This is a genomic window from Vreelandella neptunia (assembly GCF_034479615.1).
Classification (GTDB): Bacteria; Pseudomonadota; Gammaproteobacteria; order Pseudomonadales; family Halomonadaceae; genus Vreelandella; species Vreelandella neptunia.
Window position 1 is genome coordinate 2,569,523 of sequence record NZ_CP140255.1, and the last position, 18,121, is coordinate 2,587,643.

An 18,121-nucleotide genomic window follows, 5' to 3' on the forward strand; every position below is an offset into this window, starting at 1 on the left:
CACGTTTAACCGGCGCTTTTGAGGGACTAAATCTCGACCGCGCGGCCAATAAACTCAATCGGCCCGGTGGGCAGGCCAGTGGCCGAACCAGTTTCGTCTTCCAGCGTTAGCTCAAACAGCTGGTTATCCTCAAGAGGCGGCAGTTCATCCAAGCGCAAACGGATCGGCTGCCCTGGCTCCACTAAGCCAAGCGATACAGGGGCCTGCCACTCATCTGCCTTGGTCCAGAACTCTAATGCCTTACCTTCAGGCACTTCGAAGGTGCCCAACGGGATCAGCTCGATTTCCTGGCGCGATGAGGCCTGCACTACCCAACCCGCTGACTGTGTTTGCGGTGCCAGCAGAACCACCATGTACTCGGGGGTCGTCGGTTCAGTTACTTCATTGGCCAGCAATACGCCCAATACTAACGCCGCCGCTAAACCAAACCCGGCAGCGCCGCGCCAAAGCGACAGGCTGTGTAGCATGCGGCGGGGTCTTGGCGGCACGACAGAGGCAGGTCGAGCACGCTTAGCAAGCGCTTCCCGTGACGCTAAGCTGCGCTCAATACGCGGCCATAAATTGTCAGAAGGCGTTACCGGGTCGGTGATAGCGGTATAGGGCAAGAAACGCTCTTCCCAAGCCATCACGGCTTGTTGCAATTCAGGCTCGTTAGGTAGCCGGGCCTCTAGCGCCTTACGCTGCTCTAACGACAGCGTACCCAGCACGTATTCACCCGCTAAAGTGTGGTCGTCTTCGTGTTCGTGCTGACTGGGGCGGCTCATGCCATACACTCCCGTAGGCGCAGCAAACTGCGTTTGATCCAGGCTTTTACGGTTCCCAGCGGCGCGCCGGTATGCGCGGCAATTTCCGCGTGGCTAAGGCCATCAACATAGGCGTGGAGTACGCAGTTACGCCGCTCCGGCTCAAGCGCTTCCAAGCAGCTATCCATCCGTTGGCCGGTTTGCCAATCGAAGGCTTCATCGGCAACGGAGGTGTGCTGAAAATGTTCATCGAGATCTAATTCGGTAGGATCGTGACTATCAAAAGTGACTTCACGGTCGCGATAACGGATGGCGTTCAGTGCCAGGTGACGCGCCACGCTAAATATCCACGTACGCGCGGATCCTTTGGCGGGATCAAAACTATCGGCACGCTGCCAAATATTAAGACAGGCATCGTGGACAATATCCTCGGCCATACCACGATCCTTGACGATTCTTATGACTACGCCTAATAGTCGGGCACCTTCATGAACATAGAGTTGGTGCAAGGCGTCATGCTCGCCACGGGCACAGTTGGCTAATGCCGCAGCATGATCAAATTCTGAAGACACGTCAGTCAAACCCTAGCTCCCTGGTGACGGCACCGACGCCAGTCGTCGTTCTCAGAGACAGCATAGCCGCTGGGGACTCGACAGACGAGCCCCCAGCGGAATTAACATTCCAGTCGACTTATTCAGCAGCCCAGAAGATATAGTCCGCCTGGTAGGTCACTACCGCGGTGGCTCCGTCGTGATCCATATCGCAGGCCACGTCCGGGGCAACGCCACCCTGGGTGTTCAGGCGCTGAATGTAGCTAACACCGCTCATGGCGCCTTCGCCTTCAGCCGGGTTGGCTTCCACCAGTTGAAGTGGAATGTTGCCATCACCATTAGCGGCCGTGGCTAGCTGAGTGCCGGTAATTTTTGAGCCATCCAACGCTTCCCAGGTGGCTGGCGGGCCATAGTAGCTTCCTACTTGTGTGCCTTCGCTGTCATTAAGCGCAGCGTGGGGGCCTTTGAATACCCAGCCCATGTTGCCGTCGTCCTGGGTTTCGCACATGTAGGTAATAGCGCCAACGCCAACGGTTTCGAGGGCGACGGTATTACCGTCCGGCACCTGGACTTCCGCGGGCGTCATGTCTGCCAGCGCGACGTGACTGAAGGATACAATCAAGGTAGCGGCGAGTGCTGCACGCGTAAGAGGTTGGATGGTCATTTTCAGTCTCCTAAAAGGTTTTTTATCAGCCGCCTTAAATAGCGCCTGTATAGGGATTACCCGCGAGGAGACGTATTGGATGCACTTTTATTGAAAAAAAATAAGATGGCCGATTATTGGCTTACCCCATCTACCACCACCTGCCGCGGGCAGGCACTCCCCTTAAGGTCAAAAAGATGGCAATGCTGGCCCGCTAAACCCAAGTCGATCGTTTGGCCTTCGGTTAGTTGCGTTAAGCCATCCAAACGCTGGGTTAAGGTAGCGTCGATGCCGTCTACCTGCAGATGCGCCAGGGTTTCGTAACCCAGCTTTTCCGCCACCATTAATCTCGCTGTCAGCCGAGCCTCAGCCTGTTCAGGCGATACAAAGTCTTCCGCCCGCAATCCCAAAGTGGCGCCATCACCTGAATGGAGGTGTTTGCCATTGACCGCCACCGTCAGTGTCTCCCCGTTAGGCAAACGCACTACCGTTTGGCGCTCACCCGGGTCGACTACCGTAACCGGGAAGGTATTGATGCGCGGCGAGCCGATAAACTCCGCTACCTCTAAGGTTTTGGGAAAGTGATAAAGCGAGAGCGGCGCACCTACCTGGGCGATTCTTCCCCGGGAAAGCAGCACAATGCGGTCAGCCAGCGTCATCGCCTCCACTTGGTCGTGGGTCACGTAGATCATGGTGGCGTTCAAGCGCTTATGCAGCGCGGCGATCTGCACCCGCATATCCACCCGCAGCGCGGCGTCCAGGTTAGAGAGCGGCTCGTCGAACAGAAACACGGCAGGCTCTTTGACCAGCGTGCGGCCAATGGCTACCCTCTGGCGCTGACCGCCGGAGAGGTCTTTAGGCTTACGCTCCAATAGCTCGGTGAGGTGCAGCATCTCAGCGGCGTGTTGAACGCGGCGGCGAATTTCCGCTTTGTCAGTGCGGGCCAGCTTCAGGCCGAAGGCCATGTTCTCGGCCACGCTCATGTGTGGGTAGAGGGCGTAGGATTGGAACACCATGCCGATGTCCCGTTCCTGGGGCGGAATCTCGTTGATCCGCTGGCCATCCAGCTGCATATCCCCTTCGCTGATGTCTTCAAGCCCGGCAATCATGCGCAGCAGCGTGGACTTTCCGCAGCCGGAGGGGCCAACAAACACCACGAACTCGCCGTCTTCGATGGTGAGATCGATATCCCGCGAGATTTCCACGCCATCAAAAGATTTACCGATACCACTTAGCGTTAGACGTCCCATGGTGCGTTCTCCTCAAGCTGATAGCAGCGGGCAATGGCCACGCCATAAGGCGGAAGGGAGAGTTGCGGAAGCGACAATTGGCTGCCCTGCCACTCACCGGTTAGCCACGCTGGAGCACCAGCAATGGCTTCAGCGCCTTCAGGTGCCGAACGGGTGACCGTTTGACCGCTAAAATTAAGAGCAATTAGTAACCGTGTTTGCTGGTAGGTGCGCTCAAGACAAAGCACATCGTCGCGCACAGGGTGATAGCGCACATCGCCCTTCACCAACGCAGGCTGAGTCCGGCGGAAGGCTAAAAAATCGCGATAGGCATTGAGCAATGAATCGGTATCGTTATCTTGCTGGTCAACGGCGAGGCTAGCATGAGTGTCAGGCACCGGTAGCCAGGGTGTGCCACGACTAAAGCCCGCGTGACCAGCGTCCGCCTGCCAGGGGTGCGGCGTTCGGCAGCCGTCTCGGCCTTTATAGGCGGGCCAGAAGGTAATACCCGCTGGGTCAACCAACTGTTCAAACGTCAGTTGAGCTTCGGGCAGTCCCAACTCTTCACCTTGATAAAGGCATACGCTACCGCGCTGGGTGAGTAGAAACACCATATAAAGGCGCAGCTTATCGAGCTGCCCTTCCGCCTGCCAGCGAGTTGCCAGCCGCGTCACGTCGTGGTTGCCCAGCGCCCAGCAGGGCCAGCCATCGCCAATACGCGCTTCCATCTCGGTTAGCGTTTCGTGCAAGTAGCCGGGGTCGGCTTTATCGGTAAGCAGGTTGAACGAGTAGCACATGTGCAGCCGCTTACCGCCCTGGGAGTATTCCGCCATCACGCCCAAGGCATCGTCGTCGCCCACCTCGCCCACGCTGGTGGTACCGGGGTACTCATCCAACAGCGCGCGCAGCCGCTCCAGAAACACCAGGTTCTCCGGCTGGGTTTTATCGTATTGGTGGAGCTGGTAGCCGTAAGGGTTGTCGGGGCGAACGCCTAGAAAACTTTCGGTCATCTCCTGGCGCGGCGGGTTATCTTTTAGCTCGCCGTGGGTGCAGAAGTTCACCGCATCCAGCCGGAAGCCATCCACGCCCCGTTCTAGCCAGAAGCGCACTTCCTCCAGCATGGCATCGACCACCGCAGGCGTGCGGAAGTTTAGATCCGGCTGGCTAGCCAGGAAGTTATGCAGATAGTACTGGCAGCGGCGGGTGTCCCACTGCCAGGCGCTGCCGCCAAATACAGATTGCCAGTTAGTGGGCGGCGCGCCATCGGGCTTAGGGTCGGCCCATACGTACCAGTCGGCTTTGGGATTATCGCGACTTTGGCGACTCTCTTCGAACCAGGCATGCTGATCGGCAGTGTGCGACATGACTTGATCGATGGTGACTTTTAGCCCTCTGGCATGGGCACCCTCGACTAAACGGTCGAAATCCTCCAGTGTGCCAAACATCGGATCAACATCGCGATAGTTGCTGATGTCGTAGCCGAAGTCTTTCATCGGCGAGGTGAAGAACGGCGACAGCCAAATCGCATCGACGTTAAGCGAGGCGATGTAATCGAGCTTGTCGATCACGCCTTGTAAGTCGCCAATGCCGTCGCTGTTGCTGTCCATAAAGCTGCGCGGGTAGATTTGATAAATCACGGCGCCGCGCCACCAGTCGGCCCCTTGGCTACCAACGTAGTGGGAAGTAGAGATTTTCTGCATCATTGTTTTGTCCTTGCCATAGTTCTTGTCACAGTTCTTGTCACAGTTCTTGACATAGTTTTTGCTGATTACTTGGCATGATGCAGGGTTGCTCACAAGATAAAATCCTCCCCCCAGGGTGGCTCTGGGCGTAGGCGTTAGGAGTAGCCCGTCTGTCGACTTATTCCCCCTGAATATGCGCCAGCAACTGCCCCGCCAGGGCAATCGCTTCGTCGCGGCGTCGAATATTCTGCTTTTGATAGAGGCTGCGGATATGGGTTTTGATGGTGGTAGGCGCCACCGACAGCTGCTCGGCGATCTGCTCATTGGAAAGCCCAGCGTGAATTAGTCCCAGGATTTGCCACTCCCGGCGGGTAAGCGGCGAGGTGCGGATCAGCTCGGGGACATCTGGCCGGGCGACAATATCGGCGATCACCGTTTCATCCAGCATTAAGCGTCGGGCGCTGCCAAAATCCTTCTGGCGGCCTGCCAGCGCCAGCAAACGCTCTGCCCTCGCCTGCTCTAAGACATCCAAGGTGCCGCTGTCGAGCAACCTATTGAGCAACTCCCCTAGCGGTTTGCCCAAACGCAGAAAGCTGCCCACCAGCGCGGTGCGGGAAGCCAAGCTCAGCGCTTGATGCATATGCTGGCAGGCTTGCTCCTCTCTTCCTGCACTCCACGCCGCTGCGGCTAGGCAGAGCTGGTTACGGTTGGCATCCGTAACCAGCCCCAAGCGCTGTGTGTGTACTTCAAGGGCCTCTAATAGCGTGCAGGCTTCATCAAAACGCCCCAGCAGCGTGAGCGCCCGGGCGTGGTTGCGCACATTGCACTGGGAAAAGTGGTTGGTAGCTCCTTCAGTAGTGGGCGCCGGCGCTTCCTGGCGCCAGCGCTCTACCGCATCTAAATCCTGGGTGGAGTGCCACCAGGCCAGCAGGGTGGCGTGGGCATTTGCGACCCAGTCGATATGGTAATCGCCTTCGGCAAGGATTTTACGCAGCCGCCGAATATGGTCAGCGCACTGGGCCTGGTCGCCGCGGCTTTGGGCGACTTTGGCGAGCTGAATGTGGCACTGAAGTGTCCAGCGCTCTCCCTGATTATCCAGCACGGCGATGCCTTTCAGCGCGGCCTGCTCGGCTTCGTCCAGCCGGTGCCACTCCCATAGCACCTGGCTGCGAATGCGGTAGAGAAACTCCGCCACGGGCAGATGCTCAAGCTCGGCCCGCTCCAAATGCGCAAAGGCGCGCTCCTGAATATCGTAGGCGGCCTGTAGGCGCCCCTGAGCCACCAGCGTCTCCGACTGATGGCAAAACGACCAGAGCAGCAGTTGGTGATCGTCACGCTGGCGGGCTTGACGCTCTACCTCGCGCACCCGCTGCAGCGACTCTTCCAAATAGCCCAGCACAAAGCGCGCCTCGCTCAAGATAGCGGTGGCGGTCAGCGGCGTGGAAGCTAAATAGCGGGCGGGCACGGCTAGCGCTTGCTCGGCCAGCGGTGCGGCGCGCTCGGCGTTGCCTTGATTAATCGCCAACTGGGCGCGCAGGGTCGCGAATTCAGCGCTGAGCAGTTGCCACTCTGGCGCTTGCAACTGCGCTTCAATCCAGCCAATCACGCGTGCGGTAATATCAAACTGAAACTGAGCATGGGAGACCCAGCCATAGAGCAGCGTATGTTCCGGACGGGTAGAGAGCCGTGGCTCGCCGAGCAGGGCGAAGCCCTTGGCCAACAGTGCATAGGCACCGCTTGCCAGCAAGGCAGGCCCTTGGGTGGTCAGTAGGCTTGCCACATCATCGGGGGCTTCAGCGAGTATCGCCTGGCGCAGAGCCATCACCGGATCGTTCAAGGCTAACCACGCCTGGCTTGCGCGCTGGTGCAGCACTCGCTGGGTGGCCAAACTAAGCTCATGGCGGCGGTGGCGCAGGTACTCACCAAACAGCCGTTGAAAGCGGTACCACTGAGCATGCGGGTCTGGGCGTTCAATAAATAGCCCAGCTTGTTCAAAAGCCTCCAACCGCTGGGTCAGGCGCTCCCCTTCCAGCAGGCGGGCCATAAGCTCGGGGGAAAAACGCTCCAGCACCCCCAGTTGTAGCATTAGTTCGCGCTCTTCCAATGGCAGTGCAGCAGAGAGCAGTTCGTCAAACCAAGCGACAAAGTCGGGATGGGCACCACTTAATCGATCAACCAGGGCGTCAAACCCTGCCCTCGTGGTGGTGCGCTCTACCAGCCAGCTCAATGCCATTACCCAGCCACCGCTTCTGCGCAGTGCACGCTCCAGGCTTACTCGTGTGGGGGGAAAGCTCAGCTGTTCGGCACACAGGGTTTGCGCCTCTTCGCTGTCAAAGGCCAGCGCGTGAAGGTCGATCTCTTCCAATTCACCTCTTAGCCTCAGGCTTGCCAAACCCAATGCTGGCCTTGAGCGGCTGACCAGCGTTAACGTCAGCCAGGGCGGCTGATGGCGCAGCCAGTGGGCGATCCCAGCTAAAATATCCGGGTGGCTAAGGTGTTCAAAATTGTCCACTACCAAACGACACGGCGAACGCTGCTCAGGCAACTCGCCAAGCCAGCGCTCTAACTGCTCCACGCAGTCACCATCGTCTGCCACGGGTGAAAGCCGTATTTTCTCGCTTAACAGTGCATTGAGCGCTGCCTGCCAGTAGGCTAAAAACCGTGCGGGTTGGTTGTCGCGCTGATCCAAGCCCAACCAAGTGGCCTCTTGCTCCAGCGCGGGCAGCCGCTCAGCCAGCAGCGTGGTTTTGCCATAGCCAGGAGGCGCCTGCACCATCAGCAAACGGACACGATCATTTAACCCGAAATGGTCGTTAAGGCGCGGCCGTGCCACTACGCCAAGCGGTAGTGGCGGCGCTTTTAGTTTCTCTTGCAGTAGTGACATAAACGCTCCTGAGCAACCCTACCCACCGTCCATAAATACTATTCCCAAGCACTTTACCGATTACTTTTTACCAATACTTTTAAAGCTATAAAAAAGCCCGCGACATGTCGCGGGCAAAGTGCATTGGAGAAGAAACAGTTAAACGCTAACCAACTTACATCGATTTAGAACCATACCTCGGTCTGAACGCCGAAGGACCACTGACCGCCGGTAAAGCCTTCGTCGCCCAGTGAACTGGCACCGTAGTTGTTAAGGTCGTCATCCCAATCGCTGAAAGTGGTGAACAGACGAATCTCAGGACGCTGCCAGAAGCCGCCGACGTCAGGCTTGAAGGTGGGCGCAATCGTGAATTTACTGAAGCCACCATCCACAGCGTTACGACCGCTGTAACCCTGTGGGTCTAGATCCATCCATTGATAGCCAGCTTCGTACTGCATTTCGAAGTTCTGCGTTAACTCGTTGGCTAGGCGCACGTTGAGCCCTGCCCAGTTGTACTTATCGCCCTGGGCATAACGGTCTTCGCTGGTTTCAGCCAGAATAGAGGGGGCAACGCGCCACTGCGGGGCAATATAAGTAGTGCCATAGACCGCTAAGCGCGTAGAGGTAGCGTCATCGGTAAGATCACCCCGCGAACCAATACTTTTGGTCTCGGCACCTAGCCCCTGACCGTGCAGCACAGCCGCCTTGAAATTACCCTCGCCCATGCCGAAGAAGCTGTCGCCATGATAAGCAATCATGGTGTGGAAACCGGTATCAGCAGCGGTTTGGCCGACATCAATGTCGCGCTCGTCGTTGTCTGCAGCGGACATACCGTTGACCATCCACTGCCAGTTGCCGAAGTAGTTGTTGGAGGTCAGGATCAGGTTGTCGGTATCACCTTCAAGACCGGGGTTCTCACGGTCAACGATTGGGTAGTCGGCAAAGCTCCGGCCATAAATCGAAAGGTTAGACTTCCAGTTCTCTGCCAACTGCATGTCATAGATACCGCCACCGGTACCGGCCAGGAAAACCACGTCACTGTCGAGCCAATGAATGTCGAAGTTATCGCGGTCAAAGCGTTTACCAGCCCAGATCGAGGCATTTTCAAACGCACCGGTAAAACTGGGAAGATCGCTGAATTCGGCAAACACCTGACGCACGTTGATATCCGAATCGCCGCCGGTCCAGTCATTGCTGGAGGTCGTGCCGTCAGCAATCATGGTACGGTAAAGCGCTTTAGCGCCGTTATCGAACTGCATGCGGTAGTTGAAAATCGCTTCGGCGTAGGTGTCCGGCTCATTGCCTAAACGGCCAACGGCGCCGCCCTCTCCACCCGCGGGTGTCAGGTAAGGGCCAGCATTTTCGCTTTTACCATCTTCACCAATCAGCAAGCCTGAACGCGCATAAACGTTAAACGAGAAACCCTCTTCGCCATCGGCATAACGCTCCACCCGGGCCAGACGCTCTTCGATCTCCGCATCGCTTTCTGTTGCCACGGCAGTCGACTGCGATTGCTCGGCGATCTCGGCACGGCGCTCGGCGGCATCGGCACGCTGTTCCGCGGCTTCAATGCGGGCTTCTAGCTCGGCAAAGCGTTGTTCCATGGTCATTTGTGCGGAAGCAACACCGCTCATTCCCAAGCTGGCGGTGGCAATCGCAATGGCTAACGGCGTTTTAAATGTCATTTTGTGCATTGTTTTGAGTACCCTATTGTTATTGGCAAGCGGTTGTTTATTAGCGCTTGTTTTAAGCGTTTGCTTGTAAGTGCTCTTGTCTAAATCGATTAAGATCATATCGATAACACTTCCCTTGCACGGTTCACCCAGCGGGAGGAGTGGCTGTGCTACGAAACGCCACGGTGCTTAAGGAAAGGTAGCCAAAACTTAATCGATTAAGTCACTTTTTACCAACGGCTATTTGCTAATTAGCGACTAATGTCTAAGGAACGATTTTATTTAGTGAAAACTGAATAATGTCGTTAGACAAAAGTCGCTATTGAACTTCCTCGATCAAAGCGGCTAACTGAGCAGCACAATCTTAATCGATTAAGATAAAGATTAAGAGAGCCATTGAACAAACGTTGAGTTTGTGAATTAACGCTAATTTAGAAGCCACACCATCCACAACAATAAACGTCGAGGTACGCCGTTATGAAAAAGACATTAATCACTACCGCCATTGCAGTAGCCAGCACGCTGAGCGCAACCAGTCAGGCTCAGGCTGAAGAACTTACCATTTCCTGTGGCGCAGTAGGCGCAGAACTGACGCTGTGCCAGGAAGGCGTACGCGCCTGGGAAGAGAAAACCGGCCATAGCGTCGACGTCGTTTCTACACCCAACTCCTCCACCGAGCGCCTTTCGCTTTATCAGCAGATCCTGTCGGCCAACTCCAGCGATATCGATGTGATGCAGATCGACGTAGTGTGGCCCGGCCTGCTCGCCAACCACCTGCTGGATCTACGTGAGGTGCTTGGCGATGACGCCGCCGCTGGGCACTTTGAGACCATCGTCACCAACAACACCATCGATGATCGTTTAGTCGCCATGCCGTGGTTCACCGATGCGGGCGTACTCTACTACCGCGAAGACTTGTTGGAAAAATATGGCCATGAAGTGCCAAAAACCTGGCAAGAACTCACCGAGATTGCCCGTGAGATTAAAGACGCAGAACGTGCTGATGGCAAAGACGGTATGCAGGGCTATGTCTTCCAGGGTCGCGCCTATGAAGGTTTGACCGTTAACGCCCTTGAGTGGGTAGCCAGCTTTGGCGGCGGCAACGTCGTGGAAGCCGACGGTGAAATTAGTATTAACAACGAGCATGCTGCCGAGGCACTTGATCTTGCCGCCTCCTGGATTGGCGATATCTCGCCCAACGGCGTACTCAATTACACCGAAGAGGAAGCGCGCGGGGTCTTCCAGAGTGGCGGCGCGGTGTTTATGCGCAACTGGCCCTATGCCTGGTCGCTGGCCCAAAGCGAAGACAGCGATGTTCGCGGTAAAGTGGGCGTTACCCAACTACCCGCGGGTGGCGAAAACGGCCAAAGTGCCGCTGGCCTGGGCGGCTGGAACTTGGCCGTATCGCGCTACAGCGAACACCCCGAGCTGGCCGCCGATCTGGTCGCTTTCCTGACCGGTGAAGAGGAGCAGAAGCGTCGCGCCATACAGGCCTCTTACAACCCCACGATCGACGCTCTCTACCAGGACGACGAAGTACTCGAAGCGGTGCCTTTCTTTGGCACGCTTTACGACACCTTCGTCAATGCGGTCGCTCGCCCCTCTGCCCCCACCGGCGATGCCTATGGCCGGGTGAGCAACGCTTTCTTCAGCACTTCCCATGACGTGCTTTCCGGCACTAAAGATGGCACTCAAGCGGTCGCGGATCTTGAAGACGAATTGGCTCGCCTGAAGCGTCGCAACTGGTAACCCTGGAGCCCTTCCATGTCGACCTCCATCAAGCATGATGACGCGCCCGCCGGGGCGCGTTCTTTCACTACCAAGCCGCGCCGGGGCACTAAGGTTCGCCGTCAGCGGGTTAAAGCCGCCTGGCTCTTTTTAGCCCCCATGCTGATTGCGTTAACCCTGGTCGCTGGCTGGCCACTGGTGCGCACCTTCTTTCTCAGCTTCACCGATGCATCACTGTCAGATTTAGGCGCTGCCAACCTGATTGGCTTCGAGAACTACCTCGTCTATGAAGATGGCCGCTGGTATGGGGTATTGGCCGACTCGGTGTGGTGGCAGTCGGTATGGAACACCGTCTACTTTTCGGTGGTGTCGGTATCGCTGGAAGTGGTTTTCGGGGTCATTGTGGCGCTGATTTTGAACGCCGAGTTTAAGGGCCGCGTGATTGTGCGCGCTGCGGTGCTGATACCCTGGGCAATCCCAACTATTGTTTCCGCGCAAATGTGGGCATGGATGCTCAACGACCAATTCGGCATCATCAATCACCTGCTGATGAGCGTGGGCATTATCGATGCCCCTATCGCCTGGACGGCGAACGCCGCCTACTCCATGTGGGCGGTGATTATGGTCGATGTGTGGAAAACCATCCCCTTCGTGGCGTTGCTGGTGCTTGCTGCTCTGCAGATGCTGCCCAAGGATTGCTACGAGGCCGCCGAGGTAGACGGCATTCACCCGCTGCGGGTGTTCTTCAAAGTTACCCTACCGCTGATTACCCCGGCGCTAATGGTCGCAGTGATCTTCCGCCTGTTGGATGCGCTGCGCGTCTTCGATGTGATTTACGTACTCACCTCCAACTCCACCAGCACCATGTCGATGTCGGTCTATGCCCGCCAACAGCTGGTCGAGTTTCAGGATGTCGGTTACGGCAGCGCAGCTTCTACTCTGCTGTTCTTGATCATTGCCCTGGCCACCGTGGCTTACCTCTACGTTGGGCGTAAACAAATCCAATTGGGAGGCGACTAATGAATACTCGTCAGTTGGCCAAAATAGCCAAGCGCATCGGGTTTTGGGCGCTGATTGTGCTGATTATGGTGTACGCCGTTTTCCCGTTTTATTACGCGGTCATCACCTCGTTAAAACCGTCGAGCGACTTGTTCCGCGTTGAGCTTTGGCCTTCGAACTGGAACTTCGATAACTACATCAGCATTTTTAGCCAGACCAGCTTTCTGCGCGCTATTTTCAACTCCATCGTGGTGGCGTTTAGCGTGGTGTTTATTGCCCTGCTACTCGGCATTACCGCCTCTTACGCCCTGGGCCGCGTGCGCTTTCGGGGCCGCTCCACGGTGCTGCTGGTCATTCTTGGGGTGTCGATGTTTCCCCAGGTAGCGGTGCTTTCCGGGCTTTTTGAGGTGATTCGTGCGCTCAATCTCTACAACAACCCCGCCGGGCTGATTTTAAGCTACACCATCTTCACCCTGCCCTTCACCGTATGGGTATTGACCACCTTTATGAAGCAGTTGCCCATGGAGCTGGAAGAGGCCGCCATCATGGACGGCGCCACGCCCTGGATAACCATCACGAAAGTGTTTCTTCCGCTGATGTGGCCCGCCATGGCGACCACCGGCCTGCTGGCATTTATCGCCGCTTGGAACGAGTTTCTGTTTGCCCTCACCTTCACCCTGACCGACGCCCAGCGCACGGTACCCGTTGCTATTGCGCTGCTGTCAGGCGGCAGTGCCTACGAACTGCCCTGGGGGCCGATTATGGCTGCTTCTGTGGTGGTCACGGTGCCACTGGTCGTATTAGTGATTATCTTCCAGCGCCGCATTGTGTCAGGCCTTACCGCAGGCGCCGTTAAAGGCTAAGGAATTTTTTATGTCAACGATGGACTCTACGATGCAAGACGCCACAACTGGGCAAGACGCCACAACTGGCCAGGACAATACAACAGAGCAGAACAACACACTCTGGTGGCGCGGCGGCGTTATCTACCAGATCTACCCGCGCAGCTTTATGGATAGCCGCGGTGACGGTATTGGCGATCTTAACGGTATTACCGAAAAACTCGATTACGTGGCGTCTCTGAACGTGGACGGTATCTGGCTATCGCCGTTTTTCACCTCGCCAATGCTCGATTTTGGCTACGACATCAGCGATTACTGCGACGTCGACCCCATGTTCGGCACCCTGGAAGACTTTAAAGCGCTGCTGGCAAAAGCTCACTCGCTTGGTCTGAAGGTGATAATCGACCAGGTGATTAGCCACACCTCGGATCAACACGCCTGGTTTCAGGAGAGCCGCCAAAACCGCAGCAATCCCAAAGCCGACTGGTTTGTATGGGCCGATCCCAAGCCGGACGGCACGCCACCCAACAACTGGCTATCTATTTTCGGCGGCCCGGCGTGGACGTTTGATTCCCGTCGCCAGCAGTACTATATGCATAACTTTCTGACCAGCCAGCCGGACGTTAACTTCCATAACCCGGAAGCCCGTCAAGCGCAGTTGGATAATATGCGCTTCTGGCTGGAGCTGGGCGTGGACGGTTTCCGCTTGGATACCGTCAACTTCTACTTCCACGATGCCGAGCTGCGCGACAATCCGCCGGTTCCCAAGGGCGAAGCTAAAACCCTGGGCGCTCCGGATAGCAATCCCTACACATGGCAGCGCCACGTCTACGACCTGAGCCGTCCCGAAAATCTCGACTTCTTGAAAGACCTGCGGGCGCTGATGGACGAGTACCCCGGCACCACGACAGTGGGCGAAATTGGCGACGATAACCCGCTTGAGCGCATGGCCGAGTACACCGCTGGTGGCGACAAGCTGCATATGGCTTACACCTTCGACCTGCTCAACGCGCCCCACTCGGCGCGCTATATTCATGAAGTGCTAGAGCGCTTTCAGCGCTTGGCTGGCGACGCCTGGCCCTGCTGGGCAACCTCTAATCATGACGTAGTGCGCAGCGCCTCTCGCTGGGGCGCTGGCGAAGACCCCACCGCCTACCCAAAAGTGGCGCTGGCCATGCTCTGCTCCCTGCGCGGTAGCGTCTGCCTGTACCAAGGCGAAGAGCTGGGCCTGCCGGAAGCCGACGTGCCGTTTGAACGCATCCAGGATCCTTACGGCAAAGTGCTCTGGCCGGAATTCAAAGGCCGCGACGGTTGCCGCACGCCAATGCCCTGGGACGACAGCGAACACGGCGGTTTTTCCAACGTTGAGCCTTGGCTCCCTATGGAGGCCAGTCATCGGGATATGGCGGTAAGCCGCCAACAGGATGATGCCAACTCCACCTTGAATGCGCTGCGCAACATGTTGGCCTTCCGTCGCCAGCACCCCGCGCTGTTCGATGGTGACTTAACGCTGGTCGATGTAGGCGAAACGCTGCTCGGTTTTAGCCGACAAAAAGGGGATGAAACACTGCTATGCGTTTTCAACCTCACCGCCGAGGCCCAGACGGTTAATCTTCCACTAGCGATTGAATGCGATTTGCAGGGCCACGGCTTTATCACCCAGCGCGATGGTGACAGCCTAACGCTACCGGCGTACCAGGCAGCCTTTATGCGCGTCGCTCATAACAGTTAATCGCCACAACCGTACACAACAACAGGCCGACCCAACAAAAGTAGCGCACGAAGGTCGGCAAGGAGTCACCCATGGCAAGTGTTACGCTTAATAAGGTCAATAAGGTGTTTGGCCGCGATCACATTATCAACGATGTCGATCTGCACATTGGCGACGGTGAGTTCGTGGTCTTCGTCGGCCCCTCCGGCTGCGGCAAGTCAACGCTTTTACGCCTGATCGCCGGCTTGGAGTCGATTAGCGATGGCGATCTGTATATGGGCGAAACGGTGGTCAACGATTTGCCGCCCCGGGAGCGCGGGGTCGGCATGGTGTTTCAGTCCTACGCGCTCTATCCGCATATGACCGTCTACGACAACATGGCGTTTGGCCTAAAGCTGGCTAAAACCGCCAAAGAGACGGTGCACGAGCGGGTGATGACCACCGCCAAGATTCTGCAGTTGGAAGAGCTGCTGCATCGTAAACCCAAGGCACTCTCGGGCGGGCAGCGCCAGCGGGTGGCCATGGGACGCGCCATGGCGCGTGAACCGCGCATTCTGCTTTTTGACGAGCCGCTCTCCAACCTGGATGCCTCGCTGCGGGTACAAATGCGTAACGAGATCGCCCGGCTGCATAACCGCCTGGGCTCCACCATGATTTACGTGACCCACGACCAGGTGGAGGCCATGACCCTGGCCGACAAAATCGTGGTACTCAACGGTGGCTATGTCGAACAGGTAGGCAGTCCCCACGAGCTGTACCAGCGCCCGGCGACGAAATTTGTTGCCGGGTTTATCGGCTCGCCCACCATGAACTTCATGCCTGCAGAGTTACTCGCTGGCGATGCCAACGGCTGTCGTGTGCGAGCCGCGGGAATTGGCGAGCTTTCCTTGCCCCAGAATGCCCAGCAGCGGCAAAGCGGCGAAGCATTGACCCTCGGTATTCGCCCAGAGCACCTATGCTTAGCGGCGCCCACCGATGACAACTGCTTCGATATCGTCAATGTCGAGTATTTAGGCAACGAGGTTTACGTCTACCTTGAGCCCAAACAGGGCGACACGCTGCTGATCCATCGCAGCGAAGCCCCCAGCCAGTGGCAAGCAGGCCAGAAGGTGTCATTAGCAGCGGATTGGGAAAAAGTACACCTGTTTGATGAGAGCGGTGCAGCACTGACACTACCCACTCAACAAGCAGCGGCTTAAGCACAAGAGACAGCCAAGTTACCCGCATTAACGACCCTCTGTGTGTACCTACCCTTCCCTTCGCTTATCATGGGAATTGGCTGCACACAGCGGGTCGATTTTATTGTGCACACCTTTTGAATAGCCAAGTCTTCAACTATCAAAAAAGCCTGTAAAGGAAGTACCGTGACTGATCAGCGCCGTATGACACTCAAGGATCTTGCGCAGGAACTCAACGTCTCCACTGCCACGATTTCCAATGCCTTTAACCGGCCGGATCAGCTTTCGCCAGCCCTGCGCGAACGCATACTCAAAGAGGCGAAAAGGCTGGGGTACAGCGGCCCTGACGCCAAAGCGCGCAGCTTGCGCACCGGCCGCTCGCGGATTATTGCGGTGATTCTTGCTGAGAGCCTCACCTACAGTTTGAACGACGCCGTGGCCAGCGAGTTTCTATCAGGGGTCGCCGAGGTTCTCGATGCCCACGGCCACACTCTGCTGTTATTGCCGGGCCGCGGCCACGCATCACAGCCGCCGGGCTCCGCCAATATCGCCGATGGCTTTATCGTCTATGGACTAATGCCCAACAATAAACTGCTCGATGAACTGCCCACCCAGCGCACCCTGGTGGCCGTTGATTTTGATATTGAAGGCTGCCCAACGGTGCATATCGATGACACCGCCGCCAGCTATAAAATCGCCCAGCATGCGCTTAACGAGTTGCCCAAACGCCCGGCGATAATCAATCTGCGTTTAACCAAAGAGGTCTGCAACGGTCGTGTGACGGCCGAGCACACCCTACTGCCCAACACCAGCACGATCAGCCGCGCCCGCCTTGAGGGCTTTCATAGCGCGCTGAGTGAGCAAGGGGTCGATGTGGAGCAAGTACCGCTATGGAATATCGAGGAGAATACTTTTGAGGTGTGCTCGCCGGTGATTGCCGAGATTCTCGACCAGCCCATAGAAAAACGGCCAGACCTGCTGCTGTGCATGTCTGACCGTATCGCGCTCACGGCACTAACGCTGGCCGAGCAGCGCGGTATTCGGGTACCTGAAGAATTACGCATTACCGGGTTCGATGGCATTGCCGAGGGGCAGTACCGGGCACCGCGTTTAACCACGGTGCGCCAGGATAGCGTGGGTAAAGGGCGGGTCGCGGCGCAGATGATTCTTGGCCGCGTCCCCCTCGCCCAGCAACTGCTGCAAACTGAACTGCTGCTGGGCGATACCTGCCCTTAGCTTATTACTTGGCAGTTGCCTGCATTGCCAGCGCGGTATCCAGCATACGGTTGGAGAAGCCCCACTCGTTGTCGTACCACGCCATGATTTTAACCAGACGGCCATTCACGCGAGTATGATTAGCATCGAAAGTCGACGAATTGGCATCGTGGTTGAAATCAATAGAGACCAGCGGTTCAGCGTTGACGGCCAATACCGGTGAGCTAGCGGCAGCTTTCTCGACGATGGCATTGATCTCTTCTTTGCTGGTATCGCGACTGGCAGTAAAGGTCAGATCCACCAGCGAGACGTTGATCACCGGTACGCGAACGGCCAGGCCGTCAAATTTACCCGCCAGCTCTGGTAGCACCAAGCCCACCGCTGCGGCAGCGCCGGTTTTGGTCGGGATCATGGAGTGCGTAGCACTGCGCGCCCGGTAGGGGTCGGAGTGGTAAACATCCGAGAGGTTTTGATCGTTAGTGTAAGCGTGCACCGTGGTCATCAAACCATTTTCGATACCCACCGCATCGTTCAACGCTTTGGCAACCGGCGCTAGGCAGTTGGTGGTGCAGGAAGCGTTAGAGACAACCGTGTGCTCAGCGGTCAACACCTGATCATTTACGCCATACACAATCGTGGCATCGGCATCAGGGCTGGGTGCGGAAATCAGCACGCGCTTGGCACCCGCTTCGATATGCTTGGCCGCCGCTTCGCGCTTGGTAAACAAACCGGTGCACTCCATCACCAGATCGATATTCATCGATGCCCACGGCAGCTGCGCTGGATCGCGCTCAGAGGAGATGGCGATGCGATCGCCATCTACCGTGATGCTCTCGGCGTCGTGTTCTACCTTAAAGGGAAAGTGGCCATGCACGGTATCGTGACGCAGCAGGTGAGAATTTAGCGAGGGGTCGCCTAGATCGTTGATGGCGACGACCTGTACGCGGTCACGGTAGCTGTTTTCGTAAAGGGCGCGCAGTACGTTGCGGCCAATGCGGCCAAATCCGTTAATCGCAACTCTTATTGTCATGATAGCTCCTCAATTGACCAATAATTACAAGTGG

General features: G+C 56.9%; 14 protein-coding genes. 6 read left to right on the top strand and 8 right to left on the bottom strand.

Annotated features, from left to right (window positions below):
• Positions 1-26 precede the first annotated feature (26 nt).
• The 7 genes from SR894_RS11995 to SR894_RS12025 all read right to left on the bottom strand — a co-directional run bounded on the left by SR894_RS11995 (position 27) and on the right by SR894_RS12025 (position 9,405).
• Positions 27-764 carry an anti-sigma factor gene (locus tag SR894_RS11995; RefSeq protein ID WP_133732631.1) on the bottom strand — a complete coding sequence of 246 codons (738 nt, stop codon included), beginning with the start codon at positions 762-764 and terminating at the stop codon, positions 27-29.
• Positions 761-1,315 (bottom strand): sigma-70 family RNA polymerase sigma factor, encoded by a 555-nt coding sequence (locus tag SR894_RS12000; protein WP_227406264.1) that lies wholly within the window; start codon positions 1,313-1,315, stop codon positions 761-763. Before SR894_RS12000 ends, SR894_RS11995 begins: the two co-directional genes overlap by 4 nt.
• A 118-nt stretch (positions 1,316-1,433) precedes the next feature.
• Positions 1,434-1,958: a DUF3455 domain-containing protein gene (locus SR894_RS12005; RefSeq protein WP_133732632.1), complete on the bottom strand. Its 525-nt coding sequence runs from the start codon at positions 1,956-1,958 to the stop codon at positions 1,434-1,436.
• A 113-nt stretch (positions 1,959-2,071) separates the two neighbouring features.
• Complete coding sequence (gene ugpC / locus SR894_RS12010) at positions 2,072-3,187, bottom strand: sn-glycerol-3-phosphate ABC transporter ATP-binding protein UgpC (RefSeq protein WP_133732633.1); 1,116 nt, start codon at positions 3,185-3,187, stop codon at positions 2,072-2,074.
• Positions 3,175-4,869, bottom strand: coding sequence for an alpha-glucosidase (locus tag SR894_RS12015; RefSeq protein ID WP_223288157.1), 1,695 nt, complete (start codon positions 4,867-4,869; stop codon positions 3,175-3,177). Before SR894_RS12015 ends, ugpC begins: the two co-directional genes overlap by 13 nt.
• A gap of 157 nt (positions 4,870-5,026) precedes the next feature.
• Positions 5,027-7,732, bottom strand: a complete 2,706-nt coding sequence (gene malT, locus SR894_RS12020; protein WP_223288158.1) for an HTH-type transcriptional regulator MalT — start codon at positions 7,730-7,732, stop codon at positions 5,027-5,029.
• Positions 7,733-7,896: 164 nt separating this feature from the next.
• Complete coding sequence (locus SR894_RS12025) at positions 7,897-9,405, bottom strand: carbohydrate porin (protein WP_133732636.1); 1,509 nt, start codon at positions 9,403-9,405, stop codon at positions 7,897-7,899.
• A gap of 456 nt (positions 9,406-9,861) precedes the next feature.
• Here SR894_RS12025 and SR894_RS12030 point away from each other — a divergent pair, with 456 nt between their 5' ends.
• From SR894_RS12030 to SR894_RS12055, 6 genes are all read left to right on the top strand, one after another.
• The gene (locus SR894_RS12030; RefSeq protein WP_223288159.1) at positions 9,862-11,133 is read left to right on the top strand and encodes an ABC transporter substrate-binding protein; all 1,272 of its coding nucleotides are present in this window, start codon (positions 9,862-9,864) and stop codon (positions 11,131-11,133) included.
• Between the two features lie 15 nt (positions 11,134-11,148).
• Positions 11,149-12,132 (top strand): carbohydrate ABC transporter permease, encoded by a 984-nt coding sequence (locus SR894_RS12035; protein WP_223288160.1) that lies wholly within the window; start codon positions 11,149-11,151, stop codon positions 12,130-12,132.
• Positions 12,132-12,974, top strand: coding sequence for a carbohydrate ABC transporter permease (locus SR894_RS12040; RefSeq protein ID WP_133732639.1), 843 nt, complete (start codon positions 12,132-12,134; stop codon positions 12,972-12,974). Before SR894_RS12035 ends, SR894_RS12040 begins: the two co-directional genes overlap by 1 nt.
• A 31-nt stretch (positions 12,975-13,005) precedes the next feature.
• Complete coding sequence (locus SR894_RS12045) at positions 13,006-14,685, top strand: alpha-glucosidase family protein (protein ID WP_223288166.1); 1,680 nt, start codon at positions 13,006-13,008, stop codon at positions 14,683-14,685.
• A 71-nt stretch (positions 14,686-14,756) separates the two neighbouring features.
• Positions 14,757-15,863: an ABC transporter ATP-binding protein gene (locus tag SR894_RS12050; RefSeq protein WP_133732640.1), complete on the top strand. Its 1,107-nt coding sequence runs from the start codon at positions 14,757-14,759 to the stop codon at positions 15,861-15,863.
• Between the two features lie 165 nt (positions 15,864-16,028).
• Positions 16,029-17,078: a LacI family DNA-binding transcriptional regulator gene (locus SR894_RS12055; protein ID WP_244286576.1), complete on the top strand. Its 1,050-nt coding sequence runs from the start codon at positions 16,029-16,031 to the stop codon at positions 17,076-17,078.
• Positions 17,079-17,082: 4 nt separating this feature from the next.
• Here the strand turns inward: SR894_RS12055 and gap are convergent, their stop codons facing one another.
• Entirely contained in the window at positions 17,083-18,087 is a 1,005-nt protein-coding gene (gap, locus tag SR894_RS12060; protein WP_133732641.1) for a type I glyceraldehyde-3-phosphate dehydrogenase, read from the bottom strand.
• Positions 18,088-18,121 lie beyond the last annotated feature (34 nt).